18 protein-coding genes are annotated in these 18,940 nt (G+C 64.5%); 5 read left to right on the plus strand and 13 right to left on the minus strand.

All coding sequences use genetic code 11. The features are described from left to right. Positions 1 to 109 precede the first annotated feature (109 nt). Entirely contained in the window at positions 110 to 598 is a 489-nt protein-coding gene (gene purE, locus XH83_RS30510) for a 5-(carboxyamino)imidazole ribonucleotide mutase (protein ID WP_194404308.1), read from the plus strand. Then, positions 595 to 1,701 carry a 5-(carboxyamino)imidazole ribonucleotide synthase gene (locus XH83_RS30515; RefSeq protein WP_194404309.1) on the plus strand — a complete coding sequence of 369 codons (1,107 nt, stop codon included), beginning with the start codon at positions 595 to 597 and terminating at the stop codon, positions 1,699 to 1,701. The genes purE and XH83_RS30515 overlap by 4 nt, the downstream gene beginning before the upstream one ends. Positions 1,702 to 1,748: 47 nt before the next feature. On the opposite strand, the gene aqpZ is transcribed toward XH83_RS30515, so the two are convergent. Beyond that, positions 1,749 to 2,471, minus strand: a complete 723-nt coding sequence (gene aqpZ / locus XH83_RS30520) for an aquaporin Z (RefSeq protein ID WP_194404310.1) — start codon at positions 2,469 to 2,471, stop codon at positions 1,749 to 1,751. A gap of 259 nt (positions 2,472 to 2,730) precedes the next feature. Between aqpZ and rpsU the strand changes: the two genes are divergently transcribed. Continuing rightward, on the plus strand, positions 2,731 to 3,027 hold the full coding sequence (gene rpsU / locus XH83_RS30525; protein WP_014492442.1) for a 30S ribosomal protein S21: 297 nt from the start codon (positions 2,731 to 2,733) through the stop codon (positions 3,025 to 3,027). 214 nt (positions 3,028 to 3,241) lie between these two features. Continuing rightward, positions 3,242 to 3,892, plus strand: a complete 651-nt coding sequence (locus tag XH83_RS30530) for a tetratricopeptide repeat protein (RefSeq protein WP_194404311.1) — start codon at positions 3,242 to 3,244, stop codon at positions 3,890 to 3,892. 26 nt (positions 3,893 to 3,918) lie between these two features. Here the strand turns inward: XH83_RS30530 and XH83_RS30535 are convergent, their stop codons facing one another. The 11 genes from XH83_RS30535 to XH83_RS30585 form a co-directional block, all read right to left on the minus strand. Next, positions 3,919 to 4,899, minus strand: coding sequence for a hypothetical protein (locus XH83_RS30535; protein ID WP_194404312.1), 981 nt, complete (start codon positions 4,897 to 4,899; stop codon positions 3,919 to 3,921). Between the two features lie 92 nt (positions 4,900 to 4,991). Beyond that, a complete protein-coding gene (locus tag XH83_RS30540) occupies positions 4,992 to 5,276 on the minus strand; it encodes a cupin domain-containing protein (protein WP_194404313.1) in 285 nt (94 codons plus the stop codon). Between the two features lie 52 nt (positions 5,277 to 5,328). Beyond that, positions 5,329 to 6,426, minus strand: a complete 1,098-nt coding sequence (locus XH83_RS30545) for a calcium:proton antiporter (RefSeq protein ID WP_194404314.1) — start codon at positions 6,424 to 6,426, stop codon at positions 5,329 to 5,331. A 50-nt stretch (positions 6,427 to 6,476) separates the two neighbouring features. After that, on the minus strand, positions 6,477 to 7,811 hold the full coding sequence (locus XH83_RS30550; protein WP_246776523.1) for a sodium:proton antiporter: 1,335 nt from the start codon (positions 7,809 to 7,811) through the stop codon (positions 6,477 to 6,479). A 97-nt stretch (positions 7,812 to 7,908) separates the two neighbouring features. Beyond that, entirely contained in the window at positions 7,909 to 8,706 is a 798-nt protein-coding gene (locus XH83_RS30555; RefSeq protein ID WP_194408452.1) for an alpha/beta hydrolase, read from the minus strand. Positions 8,707 to 8,921: 215 nt separating this feature from the next. After that, the gene (locus XH83_RS30560) at positions 8,922 to 10,319 is read right to left on the minus strand and encodes an NAD(P)(+) transhydrogenase (Re/Si-specific) subunit beta (protein ID WP_194404315.1); all 1,398 of its coding nucleotides are present in this window, start codon (positions 10,317 to 10,319) and stop codon (positions 8,922 to 8,924) included. A 38-nt stretch (positions 10,320 to 10,357) separates the two neighbouring features. Beyond that, positions 10,358 to 10,675 carry a proton-translocating transhydrogenase family protein gene (locus tag XH83_RS30565; protein ID WP_024337650.1) on the minus strand — a complete coding sequence of 106 codons (318 nt, stop codon included), beginning with the start codon at positions 10,673 to 10,675 and terminating at the stop codon, positions 10,358 to 10,360. 11 nt (positions 10,676 to 10,686) lie between these two features. After that, positions 10,687 to 11,814 (minus strand): Re/Si-specific NAD(P)(+) transhydrogenase subunit alpha, encoded by a 1,128-nt coding sequence (locus XH83_RS30570; RefSeq protein ID WP_194404316.1) that lies wholly within the window; start codon positions 11,812 to 11,814, stop codon positions 10,687 to 10,689. Positions 11,815 to 11,952: 138 nt separating this feature from the next. Beyond that, positions 11,953 to 12,105 carry an aa3-type cytochrome c oxidase subunit IV gene (locus tag XH83_RS30575; protein WP_018317799.1) on the minus strand — a complete coding sequence of 51 codons (153 nt, stop codon included), beginning with the start codon at positions 12,103 to 12,105 and terminating at the stop codon, positions 11,953 to 11,955. Between the two features lie 139 nt (positions 12,106 to 12,244). Beyond that, on the minus strand, positions 12,245 to 15,217 hold the full coding sequence (locus XH83_RS30580) for a cell division protein (protein WP_194404317.1): 2,973 nt from the start codon (positions 15,215 to 15,217) through the stop codon (positions 12,245 to 12,247). A 69-nt stretch (positions 15,218 to 15,286) separates the two neighbouring features. Continuing rightward, the gene (locus XH83_RS30585) at positions 15,287 to 15,985 is read right to left on the minus strand and encodes a TetR/AcrR family transcriptional regulator (RefSeq protein ID WP_194404318.1); all 699 of its coding nucleotides are present in this window, start codon (positions 15,983 to 15,985) and stop codon (positions 15,287 to 15,289) included. Positions 15,986 to 16,072: 87 nt separating this feature from the next. On the opposite strand from XH83_RS30585, the gene XH83_RS30590 reads away from it, so the two are divergent. Next, on the plus strand, positions 16,073 to 16,855 hold the full coding sequence (locus XH83_RS30590) for a sterol desaturase family protein (RefSeq protein ID WP_194404319.1): 783 nt from the start codon (positions 16,073 to 16,075) through the stop codon (positions 16,853 to 16,855). A 22-nt stretch (positions 16,856 to 16,877) separates the two neighbouring features. On the opposite strand, the gene XH83_RS30595 is transcribed toward XH83_RS30590, so the two are convergent. Further along, the gene (locus XH83_RS30595; protein ID WP_194404320.1) at positions 16,878 to 18,836 is read right to left on the minus strand and encodes a M3 family oligoendopeptidase; all 1,959 of its coding nucleotides are present in this window, start codon (positions 18,834 to 18,836) and stop codon (positions 16,878 to 16,880) included. Positions 18,837 to 18,940: the final 104 nt, after the last annotated feature.

An 18,940-nucleotide genomic window follows, 5' to 3' on the forward strand; every position in this document is an offset into this window, starting at 1 on the left:
TCACCAAGACAGGATAGTGCATTCCCTTCTCCTTGCCACCGCCTTGCGAGCCGCCGGCCGGAACCGTTAATCTGGCCTATCCTTCTGTTTTTCGGGCACAATTAACGTCATGACCGCGCCGATCGCCATCATCATGGGAAGCCAGTCGGACTGGGACACGATGCGGCATGCCGCCGACACGCTTGCCGCGCTCGGCGTTGCCGCCGACACCCGCATCGTTTCGGCCCACCGCACCCCCGACCGTCTGTTTGCTTTCGCCAAGGGCGCCAAGGCCGCGGGTTACAAGATCATCATCGCCGGCGCCGGAGGCGCTGCTCATCTGCCCGGCATGGCGGCGGCCCTGACGGAACTGCCGGTGTTCGGCGTGCCCGTCGAATCGAAGACGCTCAAGGGCGTCGACTCGCTCCATTCGATCGTCCAGATGCCCGCGGGCATCCCGGTCGGCACGCTCGCCATCGGCAAGGCGGGCGCCATCAATGCGGCACTGCTTGCCGCTGCCGTGCTGGCATTGTCCGACCCGGCCCTGTCGGATCGCCTCGCCGCCTGGCGCAAGGCGCAAACCGAGGCGGTTGCCGAGCGCCCGGAGGACAAGGCGTGAGTGACGCAAAGCAGGTGAAGCTGAAGCCCGGCGACACCATCGGAATCCTCGGCGGCGGACAATTGGGACGGATGCTGGCGATGGCGGCGGCACGGCTCGGCCTGCGCTGCCAGGTGTTCTCGCCCGATCCGGACTCGCCCGCTTTCGACGTCGTGCTGAACGCGACCTGCGCCGAATATGCCGACGTTGAAGCGCTCGAACTGTTCGCCAACGACGTCGACGTCATCACCTACGAATTCGAGAACGTGCCCTCGGCTGCGGCGATGGTGCTGGATGCGCGCCGGCCGGTGCTGCCCAACCGCAAGATCCTCGAGACCACCCAGGACCGGCTCGCCGAGAAGGATTTTGTCACCCGCCTCGGCATCGGTACGGCCGCTTACGCCGACGTCACCTCGGTGGCTTCGCTGCGCGAGGCCATCGTCAGGATCGGTCTTCCGGCCGTGCTCAAGACCCGCCGCTTCGGTTATGACGGCAAGGGCCAGGCCATCATCCGCGCGGGCGACGACATCGCCAAGGTGTGGACCAGCCTCGCCACCAAATCGGCGATCCTGGAAGCCTTCGTGCCGTACGAGCGCGAGATTTCCGTGATCGCCGCACGCTCGATCACAGGCGAGGTCGAGTGCTTCGACGTCACCGAGAACGAGCATCGCGACCACATCCTGAAGATCTCGCGCGCACCCGCACGGATCCCGGATTCGCTTGCCGAGGAAGCGCGCGGCATCGCCGGAAAGATCGCCAGCGCGCTCGACTATGTCGGCGTGCTCGCCGTCGAGATGTTCGTGCTCGCCAATGGCACGGGACCGAAGGTGCTGGTCAACGAGATCGCCCCGCGCGTGCATAATTCCGGGCACTGGACGCTCGACGGCGCGTCGGTCTCGCAGTTCGAGCAGCACATCCGCGCCATCGCCGGCTGGCCGCTCGGCAAGCCGGTGCGCCATGGCGAGGTCGTCACCATGACAAATTTGATCGGCGACGAGATCAACGATTACGAGAAGTGGCTCGGCGTGCCGGGCGCGACCGTGCACATCTATGGCAAGGGCGCGCCGCGCCCCGGCCGCAAGATGGGCCACGTCACCGAAGTCAGGCCGTCGAAAGACAAGTGACAAGGGCACGTGGGGGACCGCAGCAATCGCTGCGATCCCCTTTCGTGTTACACCGTCTTCACGCCCGCGACGACGCCGGTGGGCTCCTCGCTGAGCCAGCGATAGATCACCCCGCCCAGCGCGCCGCCGATCAGCGGTGCGACCCAGAACAGCCAAAGCTGCGCTGTCGCCCAGCCGCCGACGAATAGCGCGGGGCCCGTGCTGCGCGCCGGGTTCACCGACGTGTTCGTGACGGGGATGCTGACGAGATGGATCATCACCAGCGCGAGCCCGATCGCGAGCGGTGCGAAGCCGGCGGGCGCGCGGCCATGCGTGGCGCCCATGATGATGAACAGGAACATCATGGTCATCACCACCTCGGTGAGGAAGCAGACGATCATGCTGTACTGGCCGGGCGAATGCGCATCATAGCCGTTGGATGCGAAGCCCTTGCTGACGTCGAATCCGGGAGCCCCGCTCGCGATGACATAGAGCAGCCAAGCCGCCACGATCGCACCTGCCACCTGGGCAATCACATAGGGCAGGATCTGCCCGGCGGGAAAACGGCCGCCGGCAGCAAGACCGACGGTGACCGCGGGGTTGAGATGGCAACCCGAGATATGGCCGATCGCATAGGCCATGGTGACCACGCTAAGCCCGAACGCGAGGGAGACACCGACCAGGCCGATTCCGACCTGCGGAAAGCCGGCGGCGATCACCGCGCTCCCGCAACCTGCGAATGTGAGCCAGAAGGTGCCGATGGCTTCAGCAGCGTATTTCTTGATATCCATGTGTCGTCCCCTGCTTTCAAGATTCCGGAACAAAGCTCCGGAAACGGCCCCACCCTTGGCGTCAAATCTCCCAAATCAGGGCCGCACGGAGATATTTTGCCTTATTTAATGGCTGAACTTGGCCCGAATCCCCGCTTGGCCGGTGGACATCCCCGGTTTTGTCTGATACATCCGCGCCCTCAAGGTTAAGGGCTTGCGCGTTTCGCCATCCCCTTCGTCTTACCAGAATTCAAATCCGATCCACTAAAGAGGATGCCGCGTGCAGGTTCTCGTTCGCGATAACAATGTCGATCAAGCCCTCAAGGCGCTGAAGAAGAAGATGCAGCGCGAGGGTATTTTCCGCGAGATGAAGCTCCGCGGTCACTACGAAAAGCCGTCCGAGAAGAAGGCCCGCGAAAAGGCCGAAGCCGTGCGCCGTGCGCGCAAGCTGGCCCGCAAGAAGCTGCAGCGCGAAGGCCTGTTGCCGATGAAGCCGAAGCCGGTGTTCGGCGCCGGTCCCGGCGGTGATCGTGGCGGTCGTAGCGGCCCGGGTGCAGGTCCGCGCGGACCGCGCTGATCCACCGGATCTTGCAAGATTCAGTTTCCGATGACGCGGGCCCCTGGCCCGCGTCATTGTTTGTGGGCGGTGCCTTTCTGGGACGGGGCACGCACGATGCGGCACCAAAGCGCGATGGGTCTTTCATCGTGCTTTGGTCTATTGTTTGAGCATGAACTCTTCGGAAAACCGCTTCACACTTTTCCGGATCATGCTCTAGCGCGAGCGACCGTAGATGGCCTCCCCTTTCCCCCAACGCGGCTTGGCGCGGCGACGCCGGATCTGGTGGCCGTTCGCGCTGGCTTTGACGGGGATCGCGCTGTGCGGCTGCTCCTTCGATCTGGGATCGTTGATGCCGGAGAAGGACAAGCCGCAGCAGGAAGCACCCAAGGCGGCCGCGCCCGCTGAGAGCGCGGTGAGCGCCGGCAACGTCACCGAAGCTCAGGCCCGCACCGCAAAAGCCCAATCCCTGGCGAAGTCAGGCGAGACCGCGGCAGCGCTCGACGAGTTCAATCGCGCGGTCGATCTCGATCCCTACAATGCGCAGGCGCTTTATGGCCGTGCCCTGATCTACCAGGGCAATCATCAGCACGACTTCGCGATCGCCGATTTCACTGCTGCGAGCGGGCTCAACCCCCAGAAGGTCGAGCCGCTGCTCGGCCGCGCCATCAGCTATCTTGCGCTCGGCAAGGTCAAGGAAGCCGCAGCCGATCTGGATGAGGCTTCCGAGGTGGATCCGCACAGCGCCCAGGTCTGGACCGCGCGCGGACAGGCCTATGAACGGCTGGGCGACAAGGCCAAGGCGGCCGCTTCCTACACACGGGCCGTCTCGCTTCGCCCACGCGACGACACCGCGCGCAGCGGCCTTGCCCGCGTCGGCGGCTGACGGTCTGGGCGCAGCGCAGACGTTGTCTAGTCGGGGGTGGCGCTCTTCGGCAGAACGGAGTGGAACATCGACTTCATGCCTGACAGCATCTCGTCGGCCACGTTGGTCTTCTTCGGCCGTGGCATGGAGGCACCGGCATCGGCGCGCAGATCGAGCGGCGGCGCGATCATCGGCACGGGAATGTCGGCCGGCGGCGTCATCCGATTCGGATCGTCGTTGCCAACCGAGGCCGTGTAAGGCGGATTGGCCGACGAGGAACCATTATTGCCATAGGCCTCGGGTGACGGCGTCGACACCGTAATCGGCGGCGGCAGCGGGCGGACCGCGGCCGGCTCCATATTGATGATTCGCGGGGCCTCGGGCGTGCGGGAGGCTTCCCGCACGGCAGGCTCGGCCGGCCGCTCGGCTGACTTGGGCTCGGACGGTCGAATCTCGGACGGCTTGGTTTCGGAAGATTTGGCCTCAGCGGACTTGGCTTCCGACGACTTGGCTTCAGACGACTTGCTCTCAGACGACTTGCCTTCAGGCGTCTTGCGCAGGCGTTCGATCGCGGCACGCACGAGATCGTTGGCGTCGGAGGTCGCAGCCGGCGCCGAATTGGCCTCCGCCACCGGGGCAGCGGAAGCGGGTGTAGCCGCGGGCGAAGTCGGCGTAGACTTGGCGGCAGCCTTCTCGCGCGCGGGCGCCTTGCCGCGCGGGCTGGCATCGCCCGGCGTCACATCCGCGGCCTTGTGCTCGACGACAGGCTGATCGGCGGCCTTCTCAGCCGCCGGCTTGTCCGTCACGTGCTTCTCGGGGATGCCTTTCGCCTTGACGCCAGGGGCCGGGAGATTGGCGACATCGGCGGGCTTGCCGTCCTTGCCGGCCTCGGCGGGAGCCACGACGGCCGAGGGGGCATCAGCCGCCGGCCTGGCGTTGATGTAGTGATTAACGATGTACGCCCCGATGATCGTCGCGAGCACCGAGGGGAAAATATCCATCGAAATTTTAGCGAGGTATTTCAGCATTCCGGCCACTCCCCGCGCGATCTGATGCGGGAACTTTGGGGCATTGTAAGGGATCAACTGCGACGGATCGATGGCAAGTGTTAAGGCCGAAGTTACGGCTTCAGCTCGATCTCAAGGAACACGATCTCGGTTGAGGTTTCGTTAAGTACGTCATGCTGGACGCCAGCCTTGCGGAAATAGGATTTCCCGGCCGCCAGCTGCGCCTTGGACCGCTCGCCGCCGGGGGCTACGATGGTCATCTCCCCCGCCACGACGGGAACAATCACGTAATCCATGCCGTGGGTGTGATGCCCGGTGGCGCTGCCCGGACCGAGCCGCCATTCGGTGACCCGAACCTCCTCGTTATCGACCTGAACTTCGGATTTGGCGGCAAGCATCGGGAACTCCAGGGATGTGACCCGGACCTGAAGGGGTCGCGGAGGCGGTGGGTCAGGGTACGAAAACCATGAAAACGTAGACGGCAAATACCACCATATGGACCAGCCCGAACAGGACATTCGTCCTGCCCGTGCCGAAGGTCAGCATGCTCAGGAAGAAGGTCAGGAGCAAAAGCACGCTGCCCTGGGCGCTGAGGCCGAGCTCGAGCTCCTTGTCGAGCGCGTAGGTGGCAGTGCCGACGGCCGGGATCGTCAGCCCGATGGTGGCCAGCGACGAGCCGAGCGCCAGGTTGATGCTCTTCTGCAGGTCGTTCTTGCGAGCCGCGGAGACGGCCGCGACGCCCTCCGGCATCAGGATCAGGAGCGCGACCAGAAGCCCGGTGAAGGCCGGCGGCGCGCCGATCTTGGCCGCGACGGCGTCGACCACCAGCGAAAACTTCTTGGCCAGCAGCACGACCGCCAGCAGCGCAACCAGCAGCAGCACGATGCTGAGCACGAACATCCTGCCCGACGGGTGCACCTCGCCGGCCTCCCCGTCCGCCCGTTCATGGACGAAGTAATCCTTGTGCAGGACGGTCTGGGTGTAGAGGAACACGCCGTACAGGGCGAGCGTGACCACGTCGACGAAACCGAGCTGAGCCGCCGAAAAGACCGGCCCCGGCGTGCTGGTCGTGTAGTTCGGCATGATCAGGGTGATGGTCGCGAGCGCGAACAGGACGCTGAGATAAACGTTGGCGCCGGAGAGCTGAAAGCCCTGCTCGCGATAGCGCAGACCGCCGATGAAGATGCAGAGCCCGACGAGGCCGTTGCAGACGATCATGACCACGGCGAACACGGTGTCACGCGCCAGTGCCGGCGCAGGCTTGTCACCCAGCATGATCGTGGTGATCAGCGCCACCTCGATGATGGTCACCGAGAGTGTCAGCACCAGCGTGCCATAGGGTTCGCCGACCCGTTCGGCGATCACCTCGGCATGATGAACCGCGGCGAACACCGCGCCGAACAGGATGACCAGGAGGACGATGGCGAAGACGAGCCCGCTCGGCGAGAGCGTGAACACGTAGCCCGTCGCGCTGACGGCTGCGAACAACAGTACGGCCAGCGCCGGGAAGATCCAGGATGACCGGGGCGTCGGATTATGGGCGCTCATCCACCGGATCCAATCATGTCCGCCGAGCTGTAGCAAATCGGCCGGCAGATTCAATGCCAGCGCAGGATCGGCGCGACCGGCAGCAACGTCAGCAGCAGGAACAGCGGGATCAGCACGGCGCCGGCCCGCAGGAAATAGCCGAAGAAGCTCGGCATCTCGATGCCGTTCTCGCTTGCGATGCTGCTCACCATGAAGTTCGGCGCATTGCCGATATAGGTCAGCGCCCCCATGTAGACCGCCCCCATGGAGATGGAAGCGAGCGTGCCCGAGAGCTGATGCATCAACACCTGCGGATCGCCGCCGGCGAGCTCGAAGAACAGCAGATAGGTCGGCGCATTGTCGAGGAACGCCGACATCAAGCCCGTGAACCAGAAATAGGCCACCTCACGCGGCGTGCCGTCCGGTGCCGTCACGGCCGACAACAGCCACGCGAAGGCGCCGTGGTGGCCGGCGTTGAGCATGGCGATGACCGGGATGATGGCGACAAAGATGCCGGCGAACAGCTTTGCGACCTCGCGGATCGGCTCCCACGTGAAGCCGTTGGCGAGCCTGTGCTCGTCCGGCGTCAGCCACACCGACAGCGCCGCAATGGCCAGCAGCGCCAAATTGCGCGCGATATCCTCCAGCTCGAACTTCGTTCCGAGAACGTCGAAGGCAATGCCGGGCTTCCACATCGCCGACACCAGCAGGCTCGCGACGATGGCGGCTATCAGCACGAGATTGACGAGGCCGCGGATGCGGACGGGCTTGCCGGGGCCGGCGTCGTCGAGCAAAGGCTCGCTGCGGAAGCGCCAGACGTCGACGGCGACGAAAATGGCAAGCAGCAATCCGGCCACGACCGCGGTCTGCAGCCAGATGGTCCTGGTGGTCCAGAAGAAGTCGACGCCGTGCAGGAAACCGACGAACAGCGGGGGATCGCCGAGCGGGCTCAACGCGCCGCCGACATTTGCAACCAGGATGATGAAGAAGACGATGACATGGGCGTTGTGGCGCCGCGGCCGGTTGGCCCGGATCAGCGGACGAATCAGGATCATCGCGGCACCCGTGGTGCCGACGATGCTCGCGCCCAGGGTACCGAGCGCGAGGATGCCGGCATTGATCGCCGGCGTGGCCTTGATGTCGCCGGTGATGAGAATTCCGCCGGCCACGACATAGAGCGAGAACAGCAGCACGATGAAGCCGAGATATTCAGCGAGCAGAGCGTGCACGAGCGCCGCCAGCGTCGCCGCGCCTCCGGCAAAAATCACCAGCGAGGCCAGCGCCGCCAGCGACCAGGCGGCGGCGATCTTGCCGTAATGGTAGTGCCAGATCTTCGGAAACAACAAGGGCCCGAGCGCGATCGACAGCAACAGACCCGCAAAGGGCAGCGCATAGGGCCAGCGCATCGCCGCACCGTCGAGCCCGGTGGCCGCCCATGCCTGCTGCGGCAACAAGATGAAGACGGCAAGGAGGAAGACGCCCCGGAGCCGCGTGACAGGTCGTTTAATATCCAATGAAGCGCCTTGCCGTTTCGACCGCACCGAAACTATCGAGATTGTCATGTCCGCCGCCCGCAAAACCAACGAACTGCTTCGGTTCATGCGCGAGCGCGAACAGACGCTCTCCGAACAGGATCGAAATGGCAAGATCATTGGTGCCATGCATCACGAGCAGCGGCACCGTGACGCGCGCGATCCGTTCGTCGGAACGAAACTGGTCGCGCATGAGCAGGCGCACCGGCACGTAGCGGAATGCCAATGCTGCAATATCGACCGTCGAGGTGTACGGCGCCTCCAGGATCAATTTGCCGATGGCGTGGTCGGAGGCAAGCGCGACCGCCACGCCCGTCCCGAGCGAAAAGCCCCAGGCGACGATTCGGTCCGCCCCATAGCGCGCGCTGGTGAAAGCGTAGGCGGCGGCCGCATCGCTGAGCAGGCCCTGCTCGCTCGGCGCGCCGCTCGAGCCGGCATAGCCGCGATAGGACAGCGCGACGAGGCCGGTGCCGTCGGCCGTCATCGCCTTGAAGCGGCTGACACGACCGGCAAGGAAATCGCCATTACCCGGAAAATACAGGATCACGGGACGGCCGGGTTTCGCCGGCACGTGCCAGACAATGACCTTCTCGCCATCCGAGGTGGTCAGGACATGCTCCTCCGCCTCGGGACAATCCGCCGCAGCGGGCGAGGTTCGCTCAATCGTCGGTATGGGAAACAGCATCTCGCGCTGCCGGACATACAGCAGGACGAGCCCGGCGAGATAGACGGCCACGAGCAGGATGACGGTCCATTTGGCGATGGTGATCATTGCGCGGCCGGCCCCGGTTTCCACTCAGGGCTTGCGACGGCTCCGCAGCAATTTCATGACGTCAGGCCGAAGGCTTGCCGGGACGTCGCGGCAGCCGCACGCCGCCTTGTGGGCGGCGTGCCATTTGATGCGCTGCTCGCGCCGCCTTGGGCGGCATGCGATGGGACCGGTGCCATTCCCTGTTGATGGCCACGGTCCGTCTCGTTCGCGCGCTACATCGCCTTGACGATGTTCTCGGTGACCTTCTTGGCGTCGCCGAGCAGCATCATGGTGTTGTCGCGATAGAACAGCGGATTGTCGATGCCGGCATAACCTGACGCCAGCGAGCGCTTGATGAACATCACGGTGCCGGCCTTCCAGACCTGCAGCACGGGCATGCCATAGATCGGCGAGGTCTTGTCCTCTTCGGCCGCCGGATTGGTGACGTCGTTGGCGCCGATCACGAAGGCGATGTCGGCCTGCGCGAACTCGGAGTTGATGTCCTCGAGCTCGAACACCTCGTCATAGGGCACGTTGGCTTCGGCGAGCAGCACGTTCATGTGGCCGGGCATGCGGCCCGCGACCGGGTGAATGGCGTACTTCACCTCGACGCCTTCCTTCTTCAGGATGTCGCCCATTTCGCGCAGCGCGTGCTGAGCCTGCGCCACCGCCATGCCGTAGCCGGGCACGATGATGACCTTCTGCGCGTTCTTCATGATGAAGGCCGCGTCGTCCGCCGAGCCGAGCTTGGCGGGCTTCTGCTCGCCGCCGCCACCGCCGGCCGCGGCGGTTTCTCCGCCGAAGCCGCCGAGGATGACCGAGATGAACGAGCGGTTCATCGCGTGGCACATGATGTAGGACAGGATCGCACCGGAGGAGCCGACCAGCGCGCCGGTGATGATCAGCGCGGAATTGCCCAGCGTGAAGCCGATGCCGGCCGCGGCCCAGCCGGAGTAGGAGTTCAGCATCGAGATCACGACCGGCATGTCGGCGCCGCCGATCGGGATGATCATGAGCACGCCGAGCGCCAGCGCCAGGATGGTGATCATCCAGAAATCGAACGCGCCGCCGGTGAGGACGAGGCGGACGACGAAGAACACCAGCGCCAATGCGAGCGCGATGTTGATGATGTGGCGGGCGGGCAAGATGATCGGCGCGCCGCTCATCCGCGCGGACAGCTTCAGGAACGCGATCACCGAGCCGGTGAAGGTTAGCGCGCCGATGGCGACGCCGAGTGACATCTCGACCAGGCTCTGCGTATGGATGTTGCCGGGCGTGCCGATGTCAAAGGCCTCGGGCGCGTAGAACGCGCCGGCGGCGACCAGCACCGCGGCCATGCCGACCAGCGAATGGAAGGCGGCGACCAGTTCCGGCATCGAGGTCATCGGCACGCGGCGGGCGATCACCGCACCGATGCCGCCGCCGATGGCGACCGCGAGGATGACCAGCACCCAGGCGACGCCGTCGGCCGGCGGATGGCTCGCCAGCGTGGTGGCGACCGCGATCGCCATGCCGATCATGCCGAACAGATTGCCCTGGCGCGACGAAGCCGGGCTCGAAAGTCCGCGCAGCGACAGGATGAACAGCACCCCCGCCACGAGATACAAGAATGCAGAGAGATTGGCGCTCATCTCAGGTCCCCATTAATCCTTCAGCCCGAGGTGGCCGCTTACTTCGACTTCTTCTTGTACATCGCCAGCATGCGCTGGGTGACAAGGAAGCCGCCAAAGATGTTCACGCAGGCGAAGATGAGCGCGACGAAGCCGAAGCCGCGCGCCCATCCCGAGCCGCTCGAAACCATGCCGACGCCGACCGCGAGCAGCGCGCCGACCACGATCACCGAGGAGATCGCGTTGGTCACGCTCATCAGCGGCGTGTGCAGGGCCGGGGTCACCGACCACACCACGAAATAGCCGACGAAGACGGCGAGGACGAAGATCGACAGCCGGAAGATGAAGGGGTCGACGACCTGTGCAGCATGCTCCATGGCGGGTCTCCTTAAACCTTCGGCTGGAAGTTCGGGTGGATGACGGCGCCGTCTTTGGTGAGCGCGGTGGCCTTGACCAGTTCGTCGTCCCAGTTGACGGCGAGCTTCTTCTCTTTCTTGTCGACCATGGTCTCGATGAAGGAGAACAAATTGCGCGCGTAGAGGCTGGAGGCCGAGGCAGCGACGCGGCCGGCGACGTTGGTGTAACCGACGATCTTGATGCCATCGAGGTCGACGACCTCGCCCGGCTTCGCACCCTCGACATTGCCGCCGCGCTCGACGGCGAGATCGACCAGCACCGAACCGGGCTTCATCGACTTGACCATCTCGCCGGACACGAGCTTCGGCGCGGGCCGGCCCGGAATCAGCGCGGTGGTGATCACGATGTCCTGCTTCTTGATGTGCTCGGCGGTGAGCGCGGCCTGCTTGGCCTGGTACTCCTTGGACATCTCCTTGGCGTAGCCGCCGGCGGTCTGCGCGTTCTTGAACTCCTCGTCCTCGACGGCGAGGAACTTGGCGCCGAGCGATTCGACCTGCTCTTTCGTGGCGGGACGCACGTCGGTCGCGGTCACGACGGCCCCTAAGCGGCGTGCGGTCGCGATCGCCTGGAGGCCGGCGACGCCGACGCCCATCACGAACACCTTGGCGGCGGGCACGGTGCCGGCCGCGGTCATCATCATCGGGAAGGCGCGGCCGAAGGCTTCGGCGCCCTCGATCACGGCGCGGTAACCGGCAAGGTTCGCCTGCGAGGACAGCACGTCCATCACCTGCGCGCGGGTGATGCGCGGCATCAGCTCCATGGCGAATGCGGAGACGCCGGCATCGGCGATCGTCTTCAGCGCGGCCTCGTTGCCGTAGGGATCCATGATGGCGATGACGAGCGCACCGCGCTTGTACTGCGACAGCTCCGATGCCTCGGGGCGCTTCACCTTGATGATGATGTCGGCATCTTTCAGCGCGTCTGCACTGACGGTGGCGCCTGCGGCGGTAAATTCGGAATCCGGCAGGCCCGACTTGAGTCCGGCACCCGGCTCGACGGCGATCTCGGCGCCCAGCGCCTTGAACTTCTTCACCGTATCAGGCGAAGCGGCGACACGCGGCTCCGACGGATCGATTTCCTTGGCAACGGCGATCTTCATAGGTCCTCCGGCGGCGCGGGACAGCGCGCGCGCAAACTTGAGCGTTACTCCCGCGGCGTTCGATACCGGTTTTAGCACCGGCTTGAATGCAAATATTCTGGGCAGCTGCTGCCGCTGGCGTGTGCAGCTGCCGATCGGTCAGGTCAGGAAGATCGCCATCAGGATCACGATGAGCGCGACCGAGGCCGTGCCGTACTTCACCAGCTTGATGAAGCCCTCGTAGGTCTGCTCGTGGGCAACGTAGTCGTTGCCGTCGGCGGTGCTGTACGCCACTTCGCTATGATCAGCCATGGAATGTCCCCAGTCGAAAGTTCAATTCTTAGGCTGGGATACCGCAAAGTTTCGGGTAGGGCAACGGCAGGCGGACGCGGTTTTCCTGCAAATCAGGTGATTTGGAATTCCAATTGCCGGGAATCGGGACGCGTGCTGCTCAGTCCTGATCGACCTCCGTGGCGGCGGCACTCACGGGCCGTCGCCGGAGCGCCGGGAGCCCGAGCGCCGTGCGCACCTCGGCGACGGCCGTCTCTCCAGCCGCGGTGAACCGCGCCATGCGCGGGGCAGTGCCGGGACCGACCGCGACATCATGGTCGCCGGCCAGGAAACCATGGGTCATGTGAAACCCGAGCGCGCGATAGACCTCGAACTGCTCCTCCGAGAAGAACTGATCCCCGGTGGTCTCGTGGGGAAACGTAGCGTTCCGCCGCGCATAGTCGCGGATGTAGTCGTTCTCGTCGCTGGACAACGAGGACTTGATGTAGACGAGATAGCCTTTGTCATCGCCGCCATAGTCGATGACGCCGATCGCCACGTGAACGTGGGGCTTCGAGGCTTCTTCCGATGTCCCAGGGGACGCTTGCGCGGAGGTCTTGTCCGCATTTTCCGCCATGATGGCACGCGTGCGGTCGCGGATCGGGGTCCAGGGCAGATCGATGCGGACACCGAGATCGATGCGGGCGTAGCGCTGCAGCTTCATCAGCGAGGCGAAATTCATGGGCGCGTCTGCTTCCGCGTCGACTGCGACGATCACCTTGCAACGCCGGCGCAGCAGCTCGTAGACGCCGAGATTTTCGATGTGGCCGCCGTCGGTGAGATAGACGCCGTCGCTGTTCTCGTAGAGACGGCCAGAGATTTCCGACCACAGGAACAAGGGCGTGGAGCGCCGCTGCGGTCGGGCCGTGGCCTCGACATAGCGCGGATTGCTCAGCCAATAGCCCAGCCGCACGTTGAGCAGCGCGAGCGTCGGCGTCAGCGCCTTGATCGAGTTCGAGCCCATGTTCGACGACGCCGCAGCCCCTGAGATCGCCATGGCGGTGGCGAGGTCGAGGCCTTGCTCCAGGCGCTCGACCGCCTCCGTCCTGGCGTAGCGTGTCGCTTCGCTGCCGACATAGAGCGGCGAGAAGACGAAGAAGTCCGCGTTGCGACCGCGCCGGTTGGCGAAGTCGGAGCCCTGGATGTTCAGCGCCGTGTTGATGAGATGATAGGGTGCCCCCAGCTTCGACGCCGCCGCCACGCCATCCTTGTCGGCGCCGTCCCTGGCGGCTGCATAGAGCTCGCTCAGCTTCATGCGATCGAGCGGCATGAAATCACGCCCCTGGTCGAGGCTCGCCTCGGCGCGCGCGATATTGCCGTCCGCCGAACGATCAGGGTCGAACAGAAACGCCTTGCTCAGCCGATCTCGGTAGAGACGGTGCAGCGAATTCGCGTTGGGCGTCAAAGACCAGGAGATCGCAAACAGCAGCAAGCCGACGAGCGCATAAAGAATGACCAGAGGCAGGCTGTGCGAATAGCCCGAACCTGCATCCGACCAATGGAATTGTCGTGCGACGTTGCTCGCGGCGGATCTGAGCCAGGCCGGCACGTGGGAGACCGGCGTCAGCCACTCCATCGTCGCCGCCGGTGCGGCGGGCCGCGGCGTGATCTCGGCCGTGAAGGTGCCCGCGCCCGCGTCGAACGCGATCTTGCCGGCCAGATTGCCCGATGCGGGCGCGGTCGATTTGCTGGCGGCAAGGCAGCTCCTCTGCCCGACGAGGGCCAGAGGCGCCTGGCATTTTTCGAGCGGGTCGTTGGCGATGCCCCAATAGGACAGATAGAGGTAGGCGACCCAGATGATCAGCGGCAGCGCCAGGCCCGCGATCCACAGCGCGACCTTGGCAATGATCGCGACCAGCAGCGCACCCCATTGCGAGGACACGCTGTTGCCTTTGAGGAATTCGGCGAATTGCTGCCTGAAGGCCGTGACGAACACGCCGATCGGCGCGGCGATCGCAGCGAACGCCTTGATCCAGGTGACGGCAACGCCGCCGACCGGCCCGCCGATCGCATCGCTGTCGACGACATCGAACATCTGCGACAGCATGAAGGGCTGGAACTCGAAGAATGCGATCACGGCAAGCAGCACCAGGAAGGTCGCGCCGGCAGTCGGCCAATGCGAACGAAACTCCTGACGTTTTTCGGGGCTCGCCAATGATTGCTTGAGCGCCCAGACGAAGAACAGGCCTATACCGATGATCGCGGTCGCCAGCGTCAGCGCGAAATGCTTGATCTGCAGGAGGCGCGCGAAGTCGCAGGCGATGCCGAGCAGGAACGCGATCGCCGCGGCATAAATGAAGGACAGCGTCGGACCCATGCCACGCTCGGCACGCGCGACCAGATAGGCAATTCCGCCGCAGACGAGCAGCCCCAGCGCGACCATCGTGCCGATCGCCGCGAAGCCGAAGCGGTCCGCGACCCAGCCGAAATGATGCAGCTCACACTGCGGCAACGCGCCGTCGGCGAGATCGACGCCGAAGAAGTTCGCGACCGTCAGGCAGCTCCGCAGCGGCGTCGACCAGATCGTGACGGCCGCGAGCAGCAGCACGACCGGCAGGGTCAGTCCGATATTGGCGATCAGGCCGCGCGCCACGATCGCGATCCCGGTCAGCAGGTCGCGGACGCCAGCCGGGATCAAATAGTTGGAGTAATTCCTGATATGGCCGACCGACGGCGTGTCGCTGATCTCGCTGGCGGTCGCAATTCCACCGGCCGGCCGCTCGCCAAACACGAAACGCCCGGTCACCGTCATGGTGGTGCTGAGCGAGGTGCCGATGTAGCCGCCGCCCGACACCGTGGAGAGATAGTCGATTCGCCCGATCAGATCGTGATGGTTCAATGCCTGAAGCACGCCGAGACAGGTGGCTGAAGAGCGAATGCCGCCGCCGGACAAAGCGAGCCCGACAACGTCGAGCATCTGGCAGGCATCGACGCGGTCGGGATCAAGCTGCCGCGCCGTCTCGCGGCGCGTGTTGATCGCCCTGATCTCGTCGCGAACGATCTGCTGGTGTTTCTGGCACCAGGGCGTTTCCTCCTCGAAGGCCGCGGCGTTCCGCGCTGCTTCAGGTCGCGGAACCTGTCCCCGATCGGCCATGCGAGCCTCCCCAGCGCAAATCACGATCAACAATCAATAGTTGAAAAGCACGATAAAGTATCTACTGGCTTAGTCTCGTCTCTGGGCCGAGCGTTCAATGCCGGCGAGCAGGATCTCCAGACCCGTCTCGAACGTCGCGTCGAAATGCGCCGGCTGAAAATACGGAGCAGCCGCCGCAAGATGCCTGAAGCTGGCGGCGATCGTTTCGTTCGGGACCGGCTCCGCCGATGAGGGACCGCGGGCATAGCCCGCCGTCTCATCCAGCGCCGCGCCCGTCAGGTAATAGCCGAGCTCGCGGAAATAGATTGCGGCGTCGCGGTCAGAGAAGCCCGCCTCGCGCAGGATGCCGATGATGCCGTCGATATAAGCGACCCCGGCAGGCGTATTGAGCCGGTGCACGGCGAAGAACGGGAAGAAGGCCGGGTGCTTGAGCGCCATGGCGCGGAAGCCGTGGGCCGCCCGGCGCAGGCGCTCGCGCCAATCCCATTGCGGCTCCATCGCCACCCGCGCCTGTGCGAGCATCAGATCGACGAGCGCATCCATCAAATGCGCCTTGCTCGGGAAGTGATGATAGATGCTCATGGCCTCGCAGCCGAGCTCCTCCCCCAGCCGGCGCGTCGAGAGCTTGGCCAGTCCCTCGCGATCGACCAGCGCCATCGCGGAGGCCGCAATGAGCTCGCGGGACAGCCCCCTGCCCCCTTCGCGCGCGACCCGACGCTTGCGCGGGACAGTCGGGGCTTTCCGGCCCGCTCTGGCTTTTCTGGTCATGACATTCCGAATCGAAACCGCTTGCAACCTTACACCGCAAGGCGGTATTGTGGAATCACCTTACACTGTAAGTTTGGAGCCGCAGCGATGTCCGCGATCGACCTGTTTGGCCTCTTGGTGCCCGTGACCTATCTCGTCATGCTGGCCATCGAGCGCCTGATCCCGGCGCGGCAATTCCCGGAGATTCCTTATTGGCGGCTCAGGGGCTTCTGCTTCCTGACCGTTCAGGGCCTGCTGGCGACGCTGACCCCGCTGCTGATCCCGGAAGCCTGGCTGGAGCGGCACAGGTGGATGGACCTCACCGGTCTCGGCGTCGCGGGCGGTGCGGCACTCGGCTATGTCGTGCTCTCACTCGTCAATTACGGCTGGCACCGCAGCGCGCACACCTTTCCCCTGATGTGGCGGCTGTTCCACCAGATCCATCACAGCCCGCAACGCATGGACATGTCCGGCGCGGCCCTCTTTCACCCGCTCGAGACGATCTCATTCTTTGCGATCGCATCCGTGGTGACGACGCTGGTGCTCGGGCTCGATCCGGTCGCGGCGGCAGCGACCGGCTATATCGCCGCCTTCTACGGCTATTTCCAGCACATGAATGTGCGCACGCCGCAATGGCTCGGCTTCGTCATCCAGCGGCCGGAGGCGCATTGCATCCATCACCAGCGCGACGTGCACGCCTTCAATTATGGCGACCTGCCGATCTGGGACATGCTGTTCGGCACCTTCCGCAATCCGGCAAGCTTCGAGGGCGCGGTCGGCTTCGACAAGCCGGCGACCGACCGGTTTGGTGCGATGCTCGGCTTCGTCGACGTGAATGAGCCCGCGGCCGGGCAGAACAGCCTCGGCCGCAGCCCCAACGCGACCGGCTAGAGCAAGGCGTCCGCGTTCACTCTCAGCCCATCGCCTCCAGCTCGTCGATCATCCCGGCGATGACCGACAGGCCGCCATCCCAGAATTTAGGATCCTTGGCATCGAGCCCGAACGGGCGCAGCAGCTCGGAATAATGCTTGGTGCCGCCGGCTGCGAGCATGTCGAGATAGCGCTCGGCAAAGCCCTCGGCCGCGTTTTCGTAGACGGCATAGAGCGAGTTCACGAGGCAATCGCCGAAAGCATAGGCGTAGACGTAGAACGGCGAATGGATGAAGTGCGGGATGTACATCCAGTAGTTCTCATAGCCCGCCTTGATCTCGATCGCAGGCCCAAGGCTCTCGCCCTGCACCGACAGCCAGATCTCGCCGAGCCGCGTCGCGGTGAGCTCGCCGTTCTTGCGTTCGGTGTGGACCGCGCGCTCGAACGAATAGAACGCGATCTGCCGCACCACGGTGTTGATCATGTCCTCGACCTTGCCGGCCAGCAGCGCCTGGCGCTGTTTTGCATTTTTGGTCTGGGCAAGGAGCCGCTTGAACGTCAGCATCTCGCCGAACACGCTCGCGGTCTCCGCCAGCGTGAGCGGCGTCGGCGCCATCAGCGCACCGTTCTTGGCCGCCAGCACCTGATGCACGCCATGGCCGAGCTCGTGGGCGAGCGTCATCACGTCGCGCGGCTTGCCCTGGTAGTTCATGAGCACGTAAGGGTGCGCGGAGGGGGTGGTCGGATGCGAGAACGCACCCGGCGCCTTGCCCGGCCGCACCGGCGCGTCGATCCAGCGATCGGTGAAGAAGCGCTCGGCGATATCGGCCATTTTGGGCGAGAAGCCGCGATAGGCCGTCAGCACCATGTTGCGCGCATCGGGCCAGCCGATGACGTCGGTTGCGGCAAACGGCAACGGCGCGTTGCGGTCCCAATAGGCCAGCCGCTTCTTGCCGAACCACTTCGCCTTCAGCGCATAATAGCGATGCGACAGCTTCGGATAGGCCGCGCGCACCGAGGCCACCAGCGCATCCACCACCTCGCGCTCGACCCGGTTGTTGAGGTGCCGGGAATCCGCAACATCCTGAAAACCGCGCCAGCGGTCGGAGATGTCCTTGTCCTTGGCGAGCGTGTTGGTGATCAGCGCAAAGGTGCGCTCATTGGCCTTGAAAGTCTTTGCCAGTGCGTCAGCCGCGCTCTTGCGCTTTGCGCCATCACGGTCCTGCAGCAGATTGAGCGTCGGTTCGATCGCCAGCTCCTTGGACCCGACCTTGAAACGCAGGCCGGAGATGGTCTGGTCGAACAGCCGGTTGAAGGCGGAATAGCCGGTCTGCGCCTTCTCCAGGAAGAGTTGCTCCAGCTTGTCGTCGAGCTGATACGGCTTCTCCTTGCGCAGATCCTCAATCCACGGGCGGTAGTACGCAAGCTCGGGGGCTTGCATCGCGCGGTTCAAAATATCGTCATCGACGCGATTGAGCTCGAGCGCAAAGAACAGAAGATGCGTCGACGCCGCCGTCAGCCGCTCCGAAACATCGCCGTAAAACTTTGAAATCGCAGGGTCCACGCTGTCGCCGGCATGGACGAGCCCGGCATAGGAGCCGAGGCGGCCGGCGAGATCGTCGATCGCCTCAAAGCGTCGCACCGCCTCCGCGAGCCATTTTCCGCCATTTTCGTTTGCTGTCCCTGTCGCGAGCTTGCCCTTGTAGTCCGTCTCGAACGCGACGCAGTCGGCATCCATCTTTTCGAGATCGCGCGCCACTTCCGGCGCATCGATCCCGGAATAGAGATCGGAAAGGTTCCACTCGGGAAGATTGCCGGTTTTGCTCGCGGGTTTTGCGGAGGGTTTTGCCTTGTCGGTAGATTTCTTGGCGGCCGATTTCTTGACGGCAGATGTCTTCGCAGCAGCAGACTTGCGGAGAGCAGACTTGTTGAGAGCAGGCTTGTTGAGAGCAGACTTGTTGAGAGCAGACTTGTTGAGAGCAGACTTGGATCGCGAATTCATTGTGTGGGAAACCTGTGTTCAACAATCGCGGCGGCGGGCGGCGGCATCAAGGTTTAAGAGTGCGTTAATCGGCTTCGGCCAGAGTGCCCCGATTCGAGACAGAT

Origin of the sequence: Bradyrhizobium sp. CCBAU 53351 (assembly GCF_015291745.1) — a bacterium.
Taxonomy (GTDB): Bacteria; Pseudomonadota; Alphaproteobacteria; order Rhizobiales; family Xanthobacteraceae; genus Bradyrhizobium.

Bases quoted from the DNA above. Each gene is read 5' to 3' on its own strand.
- aqpZ (WP_194404310.1), bottom strand. From the start codon at position 2,471: ATGGATATCAAGAAATACGCTGCTGAAGCCATCGGCACCTTCTGGCTC.
- XH83_RS30575 (WP_018317799.1), bottom strand. From the start codon at position 12,105: ATGGCTGATCATAGCGAAGTGGCGTACAGCACCGCCGACGGCAACGAC.
- XH83_RS30535 (WP_194404312.1), bottom strand. From the start codon at position 4,899: ATGCTGAAATACCTCGCTAAAATTTCGATGGATATTTTCCCCTCGGTG.
- purE (WP_194404308.1), top strand. From the start codon at position 110: ATGACCGCGCCGATCGCCATCATCATGGGAAGCCAGTCGGACTGGGAC.
- XH83_RS30580 (WP_194404317.1), bottom strand. From the start codon at position 15,217: ATGGCCGATCGGGGACAGGTTCCGCGACCTGAAGCAGCGCGGAACGCC.
- XH83_RS30590 (WP_194404319.1), top strand. From the start codon at position 16,073: ATGTCCGCGATCGACCTGTTTGGCCTCTTGGTGCCCGTGACCTATCTC.
- XH83_RS30540 (WP_194404313.1), bottom strand. From the start codon at position 5,276: ATGCTTGCCGCCAAATCCGAAGTTCAGGTCGATAACGAGGAGGTTCGG.
- XH83_RS30565 (WP_024337650.1), bottom strand. From the start codon at position 10,675: ATGGAGCATGCTGCACAGGTCGTCGACCCCTTCATCTTCCGGCTGTCG.
- XH83_RS30530 (WP_194404311.1), top strand. From the start codon at position 3,242: ATGGCCTCCCCTTTCCCCCAACGCGGCTTGGCGCGGCGACGCCGGATC.
- XH83_RS30595 (WP_194404320.1), bottom strand. From the start codon at position 18,836: ATGAATTCGCGATCCAAGTCTGCTCTCAACAAGTCTGCTCTCAACAAG.
- XH83_RS30545 (WP_194404314.1), bottom strand. From the start codon at position 6,426: ATGAGCGCCCATAATCCGACGCCCCGGTCATCCTGGATCTTCCCGGCG.
- XH83_RS30550 (WP_246776523.1), bottom strand. From the start codon at position 7,811: ATGCGCTGGCCCTATGCGCTGCCCTTTGCGGGTCTGTTGCTGTCGATC.
- XH83_RS30570 (WP_194404316.1), bottom strand. From the start codon at position 11,814: ATGAAGATCGCCGTTGCCAAGGAAATCGATCCGTCGGAGCCGCGTGTC.
- XH83_RS30585 (WP_194404318.1), bottom strand. From the start codon at position 15,985: ATGACCAGAAAAGCCAGAGCGGGCCGGAAAGCCCCGACTGTCCCGCGC.
- XH83_RS30560 (WP_194404315.1), bottom strand. From the start codon at position 10,319: ATGAGCGCCAATCTCTCTGCATTCTTGTATCTCGTGGCGGGGGTGCTG.